Origin of the sequence: Pleomorphomonas carboxyditropha (assembly GCF_002770725.1) — a bacterium.
In the GTDB taxonomy this organism is placed as follows: domain Bacteria; phylum Pseudomonadota; class Alphaproteobacteria; order Rhizobiales; family Pleomorphomonadaceae; genus Pleomorphomonas; species Pleomorphomonas carboxyditropha.
Genome location: NZ_NQVN01000049.1, coordinates 1 through 8744, shown reverse-complemented (window position 1 = coordinate 8744; position 8744 = coordinate 1). Strand labels below are relative to the sequence as shown.

Genomic DNA, 8744 nt, shown 5'->3' with positions numbered 1-8744 from the left:
ATTATGGAACGGAGACGTCATTTCGCGACTGTTGCTTTTTGGGCCGTAATGACCGTTTTGGCGGTCGCGCAATCTCTGTGTAAAGGGTCTTTTGGGCTGTTGCTTTCCGGGTCGCTTGGTCGGACTATGTAATAGTACGCAAATCGGAACGCGGAAATGCCCGTCAAACTGAACTCGGCTCTTCTTCCGCCATCGATGCGTGGCGTCGTGGCTGTTAGTTCCTACGGTGCACCGCGCTTCTGGCCGACGATCTGGGTAGATCTCCTAAGGCCATCTCTGGAAGAATCGACGCGACGTAAGCATCTTGCTGCCTTGGAACGACTTTACGATGCGGCTCGTCGCCAACGTGGCTACGACTGTCTGGACCGCCTAGTCACTGAAGCTGACGTAGACGCTCTTGAGGACATCCTCGTTGGCTTTCTTGCGCAACTCCGCAATGAGGCCGCCATAGAACAGACTGATAAGTCCTCGACCTGGGCATCGGCCGTGACCTTCGTCGCTGATATGCTCCGGTACTCCGGGACTGTTCCTGGCTTCCAAGCTTCAGAAATGGAAGCCAAGCTTCTTCGCATCGAAACCTTGTATCGGCAGCTGACACCAAATCCAGAAGGCCGTTCTCCGCCAGTTCGCGCGTTACCGCCGCTTGTAATCGAGGAATTGTACGAGATTTTTCGGCCAGATTCGCCGCTGAACCCGTTCAAGACTGAGATTTTGCGCTGGCGGAATCTTTTAATATTCATGATATTACTTAGGCTTGGGCTACGCAGAGGTGAAGCGGCCCTTCTCCATACAACTTCTTTTAAGGAGGACTTTGATCCTGAATTAGGGAAAGCTGTTCATTGGTTGGACGTTGAAGAGACCAATGATGGCGATCCACGATACGAACAGCCGAGCCTCAAGACGGCAATGTCGCGGCGGCAGCTGCCTCTCTCGGCGGATTTGGTCAATTTGGCTCACCTCTACATCCGAAATTATCGTGGTCGGGCGAACTATCCGCACCTTTTGATGTCGCAAAAGGCCAAACCGTTGGCACTGCGCTCCTTTGGGAAAATGTTCGATGTCGCAACGGCGGCGTTATCTGACAGAGCAAAGGAATCTCTGAATAAACAAGGGCTTGTGGGAGTTTCTTGCCACGATTTGCGGCACACGTCGGCAGTCGTTCGAATGCGCCGTTACCAGGATGCGGGGATGGACTTGGACAAAGCGCAGGAGAAGTTACGCGTCTTCTTCGGCTGGTCGAAGTCGTCCAACATGCCGCGCCTATATGCCAAGGCCTATTTTGAAACCAGCCTTGCCGAGGTTTGGGACGAGAAATTCGATGCCTTTGTCGACGCGCTGCGGCGCGTCATTCCTGGGAACGAACACCAATGAACACTAGTGCCTTCAAGTTGGAGCCAGTCCTCCAAGAGGAGGTTACGCGGCTAATGGGTGCCCTACCTCCGCTCCCACCTGTGGTCAAATACTATGATGACTTCGATGCTAAAATGAAGTCGCTCCGGATACAATCCAATGTCTCTCGAATCGAGTTCGAGATCGATGGCATTCGGGAGTCACTCGACTTCTCAGTGTTTAGTATAGCCGAAATGGCTATGAAACATGTTCTTGTGGATTGGGTGTCGTACCTTAATCCTCATACCATATTGGTATACTTCTACAGCATTAAAAGCTACGTTGTGCAGCGAGGAATAACCTCTCTGGCATATATGATTGGTGCATCGCCATTTGACGGTCGGGCACATTGGAACACTTTTGTGCTGTCTGATGTGACGGCACACCAGACCTGGGGGTTAAGAGCCGTTCTCCACTCTCTCTGTCGGCTTAACATTGGTCAGTGGTCACCTGATGCAGCTTCAATCATTCGCGGTCTGAAAAGCCCCAAGGTCGATAGATATCGCGTGGTCAGAGCTGGCGACTGCTTCCTGCCGCTCGATCAGCAGGCGCTGATCGTAAACTACATCGACAGCATGTGTGGGAAGTTGGATGCCGACCCTTCGTCTCTGGATAATGAAGAGCTCCGCGACGTCTGCATGCTGGTGATGTCATTCCAGTACGCGTTCCGGCCTGGACAGATCGCCCGGATCGACCTTGCCGACGTCCGGATCTTTTCGACGGGCGCCGTTCATATTGCTGTGTCGCTGATTAAGCAGAGGGACAACAGCAAACGCATCCGCGTCAACAGAAGGGTGAAGCGGGAATGGGGGCCGCTCTTCAGCGAGTTGGTGAAACGGCGGGAGGCGGGAACGATCCAGCCGGAAGAGGGGGTACCCCCTCGCCTGCTCTTCGGCCTCACCCCGCGGGGCGTCAGTCGCATCATCATGGAGCTGACCGAGGAGCTGACAGGCGACGCTTGGTCGCCAACGGACCTGAGGCATACGGCAGCGCAACGTCTCGCCGATGGCGGTATCTCCCACATCGGGTTGACCGACTTCATGGGGCACACCAGCGACCGCATCGCCAACGTCTACTTCGACAAGTCGCCCGCCCAGGCGCAGCGGATCAACGAGGCCTTGGCGATCTCGCCGATCTATTCCAACTTGGCGAAGATTGCGAAAACCAAGACCATCGACAAGGCAATGCTCCTCGGCCTTCCTTCCGATCAGCAAATTGGAGCTGTGCCGCATGGTGTTCCCATTGCGGGGATCGGCGGCTGCAGCCTTGGACAAAGCCTTTGCGTGAAGAACCCAGTTTTGGCTTGCTACACCTGCTCCAAGTTCATGCCGCTCGGCGAACCCGAGATCCATCAGGAGGTGCTGGAGAGCTTGCGTCCGGTTGTCACCGAGTTTGCAGCCGCATCCCGCAATAATCAGCAGTCTCCAGCCTTCGGGCAACTCAAGGGTACCCTCGATGCAGTGCGTCGCGTGGTGGAAGAGCTGAGAGCTGGCCGGATTGGAGAGGGGGATACATGAACCCCTCTTATGCCGAGTACATAGCGACGGCAAAGGCGATGGCGGCGGAGCGTGGGTTGAACTGGGATCTTCGCTATGACAACGACGGCAAGGTCAGCCAGGACACCAGATGGAATCTGACGGAGCTGGTAGGCATGCTGCCGCCGCCCTGCAACTGGCTGGGTCAGGTTGGAGTGGATCCTGCGGCCTTCGCCAAGCTGAACGAGATCAGACTGAGAATGGGCCAGGAAATATTGGTACCCGGTCCGTTGCCTCAAGGATGGCGAGACCTCTACCAAGCGGTGATTATCCACCAACTCCTCATTCGTAAAACAAAGCCAGTGAGTGCGCTTCAGGTCGCAGCTGGCATTCGAAGGCTTGCTCCAGCCGCATGGAACGACCCTCCGTGGGCGGTCGCTCCAGAACAGGTGCAGCAGGCCTATAACGCAGTTCTTCAGGCTTCCGCTTCGGGGAAGCTGGCGCTGGACTTCACCGGCACCGTGAGAACCATTCTCGACGGTCACAAGCTTGCTGACATACCCACCCTCGCCCGCTTTTGCATCCCCTACCCGACCGAAAAATCAAAGGCGGCTCAACGGCAGGCGGAGACCATTCGTAAGCGCCAGAATGCTCATGGTGGCCGCCAGAGCTTGCGGCGCGAACTGGCGGAACGAAAATCGACGTCAAAGCTCCCGGATGAGCGTGCATTCTGGGAGTTGGTGCGGATCGTCTTCACGGAGAAACCACGGTCCTTCTCGGATGCAATCAAGTTCGCCGCGTTCAAAGTCCAGATCATCATGGGCTTCAGGATCGGCGAGGCTGCACTCGTCCCGCTGGATTGGAAGCGATGGCGTGAGTATCTCGATGCCGATGGGCATCCGGCCGGAGAACGTGGCGGGTTCTCTAAATCTCTGATGATTCGTCACTTTGCCGAAAAACAGGAAGGCGACGAACGGGCTGACGGGTTGTCACTTTACGAGAACACGCAGCACGTGCCACCGATGTTCGAGGAGGTCTTGGTTGAGACCCTCGATCACATCGAGAAGATCACTGCCCCTCTGCGAGAAAGGCTGCGGCTGCAGGCTGAAACCGGACGGGTGTTCCCGGAATATCCCGAGGACGCGCTCGTTCCCGCCTGGGAAATGTACGTGCGACTGACGGGCAACGCCATCGTCTCGGACGCGCACCTCTCGGCGCATTTGATCGAGCAATACCGTGAGAGTTACGACCCGAAATTCTTTGACGGTCTTCGAGAACTTCAGCGAGAGGGTAAGCCCGCGATCCTGTCGAAGTTTTGGACCAACGCTGCCCAGCGACACATTCCGATCAGAACTTCGGATGGTAGTCCTATGGACAGCCCAATCGACTGGCGGCTTGCATTCGTCCGTGTGGGCGATGTCGAAGGGCATATCAGGGAAAACCGCTCGACCAAGCTGTCCGACACCACTCCGACTACCATCACGGACGGCAGCCGATTCTATCCTCACGATCTCTTGTTCCTCGTGCCCGTCAGAAATCTGATCGAAGGCCGCAATAATGGTCTGATGGACACGACGCTGTACTCGGCGATAGGCCGCCTGGACACTCAGTCACTGAACGCCTCCATCAGCGGCAAGAGTAGTGGCGAAACATTCTTCGAGCGGTATGGCCAGACCGACGAGGACCGGGCACTTCGGCTGACCTCGCACTCGTTGCGACACCTTCAGAACACGGAATTGTTCAGGCTCGGCGTCGCCGACACGATCATCACCAAGAAGTTCAATCGGCGGAGCGTGCAGCAAAGCTACGTCTACGATCACCGCAGTCTTGCCGAGGATCTCGCCGATATCGATCTTCCGCCGACTGTTGAGGAACGACTCGGCGACAAGGCATTGCAAGTCTACAAACTGATCTCGGCAAACAAGGCACATGGACCTGTGGTCGATGAGGTCCGTCGGATCCAGCGCGAGTATGGCGATGAGGCTGCGTTCGACTATCTGAATGCCGAGGCTGACGGTCTCCATGTCACGCCTTATGGCCTCTGCATGAACAGCTTCACCAGCGACCCCTGCCCTAAGCACCTCGAATGCTTCAACGGATGTCTCCACCTGACGCGGACGGACGTCATTAGCGAGCAGGAAAACCTGGAGCGGCTGCGGGACAGGTTCGCGAAGGTGATCATCAGCTTGGAATCCCTGCCCGAGGAACGCCGGAACATCGGCTGGGCGAACCAGCTGACCCATGCTCGTCTCCGGTATGAGAACATCGTCAGGGCGCTCAGCACCGAGCCGAATACGCAGATCTTCCCGGACGGCAGAGATCTATCGGTGACGGCCGAGCAGAAGGCCGGAACCACTATCATCGACACCATGAAGCGTCTGAGGGACCTCGATGATTGATAAGATCCAGATTCTTGAGGAACTCCTGGAGGCGATGATCGCCGAGGATGAGGACATCACCGTCCGCGCCGTATGCAGGCGAAGCGGCGGGGTCTTCAAGCACGCCACCGATATTACGCGCAACGAAACCCGTCATGGGATGGTGAAGGCGGCGATCACCAAGCAGGAGGCGATCCGGACGGCTATCAATCGATCCAGCAAGAAGTCCCGTACCGAGCTGGAAAAGCTGGTGGCATCGAAGAACGCGGAGATCGGTCAGTTGCAGGCCGACAAGGAGCTGCTGATCGCCTCTCACCGCGCCATGATCCTCGCCGTCGCCGAGATGGGCGGCTTCGCGACATGGAAGCGGTTCTTCGAGCAATACCAATCCACCATCGATCGTCTTGAAAAGATGAGCAGCCTCCCCGAGGCCAGCCTCATCAGCCTGGCGTCCCGGAGGGAAACCTGATGGCACGGGGGACCGGCAAAAGCGGCATCGAGATCGCTCAGGAGCATGTCGATGCCTTGATCGACTATCTGGAGCGGTACAGGGACAAGCCGCTTCCCAGATACGGCGTTGATCTGAACAAGAGCGTTATCGCCAAGGAATGCGGGTTCGACCGACAGGTCTTCCGGACAAATCCGCGCTGCGCGGAAATCCTAGGAAAAGCTGATGAGCAGGACCGCAAGGCAAACCTGACCCGGCTTGAGCAGGCCGAGGCGGTTCGCGAACAGAAAGCGCGAACCGACGCCGATCAGATGGCCCTTGAAGAGGAGAACCTTCGCCTGTTGGCGGAGAACGCCTCGCTTCGTCGCGAGCTGGAGCGCCTGAAGAGATTGAGTGCGGTAATCGCCGAGACTGGGAGGCTCCCATGATGGGGTGCTTGAAGTCTGGTCCTCGGAGCCGCGCCGTCGTGGTCCCGAGAAGCCATGGGGGCTGGATTGCAGTGAATGAGGCACAGGGACCCGCGACGGTACGTCGTGGGTGGCCGCAGTGAACGGAGAGCCAGACGCCATGGCAGGGACCATAGAACGACGGGGTGGTTCTGCGGACCAGACGGCCCTGGTCCTTGGTGAGCGTTCTGAGCAGTCTTCCTGGGAGCTGACCATCACCTCCGTGCACGTCAGCCGCTTCGGTGATCACATCGTCATCGGCCGGGATGAATCCGACCTGTTACGGCGAGCCCTTGTTCCAGCGGAAAGGTCGCCGCGCGATCCTGTCGTCGGTGAAACATGGCGGGTCACGGGCCAGATTATGGATCATCCCGATTACGGTCCGCAGCTTCATGCGACTGTTGCCCTTCCTCTCATCACCAAGGGCAGCGCGATTATCCGGCACCTGGCGACCGACAAACGCTTCCCGGGCATTGGCCGTGCGACGGCCACGAAGCTCTGGGAGACGTTCGGCGAAACCATCTACGCCCTCATTCGGGATCGTGATCTGAAAGCCCTCGCGGAGGTCGTCGGCTCCGAACGGGCCGTGGCGATCGTGGACGGCTTTGGAATGCTGTCCGAGGAGGTGGAGATCTTCAGATGGCTCGACCGTTATGGCGTGTCGCCACGCGTCGCAGGCGCTGCGGCCCGCATCTGGGGAATTGGAGCCATCGATCGCATCAAGGCCGACCCATATGCCATGACATTGCTGGAGCCATGGCAGGTTGTCGATGAGAGGGCACTCAGACTCGGCATTGCTCCCGATGATGAAAGAAGGCTCGGCGCTGCGGTGCAGGAAGCATTGGCGATGCGGTTCAAGGCCGGGCACATGGCCTCCCCTTCTGCGTCCATCAGGCATCTCGTTCATCGCCTGCTGTCGCCGTGGAGCAGTGATCCCGCTCGGGCTGTAGAGATCGCGTTGGCCAACGGACGGGTAGTTACCCCGATGCCAGATACTCTCCAGTCAAGAGCCTGCCGATTCATGGAAGATGAGGTCGCCCGGCTCGTGTCGGCGCGGGTCCGGCGGCAGTTACCAGATTCGGATGGGCATCTCGTCGTCGCCGCAGTTACCAAGGTTGAAGACGAAATTGGCTACAGGCTGACCCTAGCCCAGCGCGAGGCCGTGTTCATGGCGACGTCCTGCGGCGTCTGTGTCATCAGCGGCGGAGCCGGGACAGGCAAAACCACGGTCGTCCGTGCCGTTCTTGCTGCCCTGGAAGCTGTGCGGGACGATCTCCCGCCAGATCGGCGCAACGGCGTCGAACACCTGCAGGTGGCGATTGCTGGCCGCGCCGTTAGGAGGATCAGCGAGGCTACCGGGCGTCCGGCATGCACCTTGTCGCGCTTGGTCCACGACATCGAGAACGCGGGGCGCAAGGTTCGACGCGGCACGGTCGTCTTTGACGAGTCCTCGATGTTGGATACGCCTTCGCTCTACAGGCTCCTCGTCCAGCTTCCAGTCGAGGTGAACCTCATCTTCATCGGGGATCCAGGTCAGCTTCCGCCGATCGGGCCGGGCTTGCCATTCCACACCATGGTGAAAAACTCTGGCATTCCTTCCGTCGCCCTTGATGTCGTGCACCGACAGGATGACATCACTGGCATTCCCGCCGTTGCATCCAGCATGCGACATGGCAACACCATTAGCCTCCGCCGCTTCGATCCTAACGTCGCCCTGTCGCCGGGCATCTTCCTCTTCCCTGCCCGAAAGGAAGACATTGCGGCGAAGACGCTGGCGGTCTTCCGTTCAATGTGTGGTCCGGTACCGGCGCAGGGAAAGACGGCGATATTGCACGGCCTTGATGTGCAGCTGCTCACGCAGGTGAAGAACGGCCCGGCGGGATCGAGGGAGATGAACCGAGCCATCGAAGCCGAGTATATGGCTCGTCAGCCACTGATTGAGGACTGGGGGCTCAGTGTCGGTTCCAAGGTCATGTGGCTCAAGAATGACTACTCCAAGGCCCCACGGCTCGATCCCGAGGGGAATGCGATCACCGATCCGGTCTCCGGCGAGCCGATCTGCCATGGCTTCATGAACGGAGCGCTTGGCATTCTGCAGAAGCTTCATCCCAAAGGTGCATGGGTCAGGTTCGATGATGGGGCCGAGGATGTCGTCACGGCTGCCGACCTCGAAAAGCTGACGCATGGCTGGGCGATCAGCGTTCACAAGGCCCAGGGCTCGGCGTTCCGGAGGGTGATCATCCCCATCGTTCCATCGAAGCTCCTCGACCGAACCATGCTCTACACGGCCATCACGCGGGCGGTTGAAACCGTCGTTCTCGTTGGTGATATCGACCACATCAACGAGGTCATCCGCGCAACTCCCCGAAGCTTGGAACGCACAACGGCTCTCGATTTTGAGCTGGAAACATAGCAACATAGTTCCTTTGAACGATTGCTACAGTGGGCTCAGCCGTTGCAAGTCCGTCGAACAACGGCAGCAACAATCCAATCCAAAAAGGTCGCACAACACCGTTGTGTCGGATCTGTAGTCGTAATCCCCACGCATTGAGCCATTGCAGCTCACTCACTCATCCAGCTTCACAACCGAAATTACACTCTTTGGAAC

General features: G+C 58.0%; 6 protein-coding genes. All 6 read left to right on the top strand.

All coding sequences use genetic code 11. The annotated features are described in order from the left end of the window. Window positions 1–156: 156 nt before the first annotated feature. The 6 genes from CJ014_RS26920 (at window position 157) to CJ014_RS26895 (ending at window position 8549) form a co-directional block, all read left to right on the top strand. The gene (locus CJ014_RS26920) at window positions 157–1371 is read left to right on the top strand and encodes a site-specific integrase (RefSeq protein ID WP_100083578.1); all 1215 of its coding nucleotides are present in this window, start codon (window positions 157–159) and stop codon (window positions 1369–1371) included. Between the two features lie 53 nt (window positions 1372–1424). Further along, window positions 1425–2906, top strand: a complete 1482-nt coding sequence (locus CJ014_RS26915) for a tyrosine-type recombinase/integrase (RefSeq protein WP_245427743.1) — start codon at window positions 1425–1427, stop codon at window positions 2904–2906. Next, on the top strand, window positions 2903–5263 hold the full coding sequence (locus CJ014_RS26910; protein ID WP_100083576.1) for a hypothetical protein: 2361 nt from the start codon (window positions 2903–2905) through the stop codon (window positions 5261–5263). Before CJ014_RS26915 ends, CJ014_RS26910 begins: the two co-directional genes overlap by 4 nt. Continuing rightward, entirely contained in the window at window positions 5256–5711 is a 456-nt protein-coding gene (locus CJ014_RS26905; RefSeq protein ID WP_100083575.1) for a hypothetical protein, read from the top strand. The genes CJ014_RS26910 and CJ014_RS26905 overlap by 8 nt, the downstream gene beginning before the upstream one ends. Continuing rightward, entirely contained in the window at window positions 5711–6118 is a 408-nt protein-coding gene (locus CJ014_RS26900) for a 26S proteasome regulatory subunit family protein (protein ID WP_100083574.1), read from the top strand. The genes CJ014_RS26905 and CJ014_RS26900 overlap by 1 nt, the downstream gene beginning before the upstream one ends. Before the next feature lie 139 nt (window positions 6119–6257). Continuing rightward, entirely contained in the window at window positions 6258–8549 is a 2292-nt protein-coding gene (locus CJ014_RS26895; protein ID WP_100083573.1) for an ATP-dependent DNA helicase, read from the top strand. Window positions 8550–8744 lie beyond the last annotated feature (195 nt).

Bases quoted from the DNA above. Each gene is read 5' to 3' on its own strand.
- CJ014_RS26920 (WP_100083578.1), top strand. From the start codon at position 157: ATGCCCGTCAAACTGAACTCGGCTCTTCTTCCGCCATCGATGCGTGGC.
- CJ014_RS26915 (WP_245427743.1), top strand. From the start codon at position 1,425: ATGGGTGCCCTACCTCCGCTCCCACCTGTGGTCAAATACTATGATGAC.
- CJ014_RS26910 (WP_100083576.1), top strand. From the start codon at position 2,903: ATGAACCCCTCTTATGCCGAGTACATAGCGACGGCAAAGGCGATGGCG.
- CJ014_RS26905 (WP_100083575.1), top strand. From the start codon at position 5,256: ATGATTGATAAGATCCAGATTCTTGAGGAACTCCTGGAGGCGATGATC.
- CJ014_RS26900 (WP_100083574.1), top strand. From the start codon at position 5,711: ATGGCACGGGGGACCGGCAAAAGCGGCATCGAGATCGCTCAGGAGCAT.
- CJ014_RS26895 (WP_100083573.1), top strand. From the start codon at position 6,258: ATGGCAGGGACCATAGAACGACGGGGTGGTTCTGCGGACCAGACGGCC.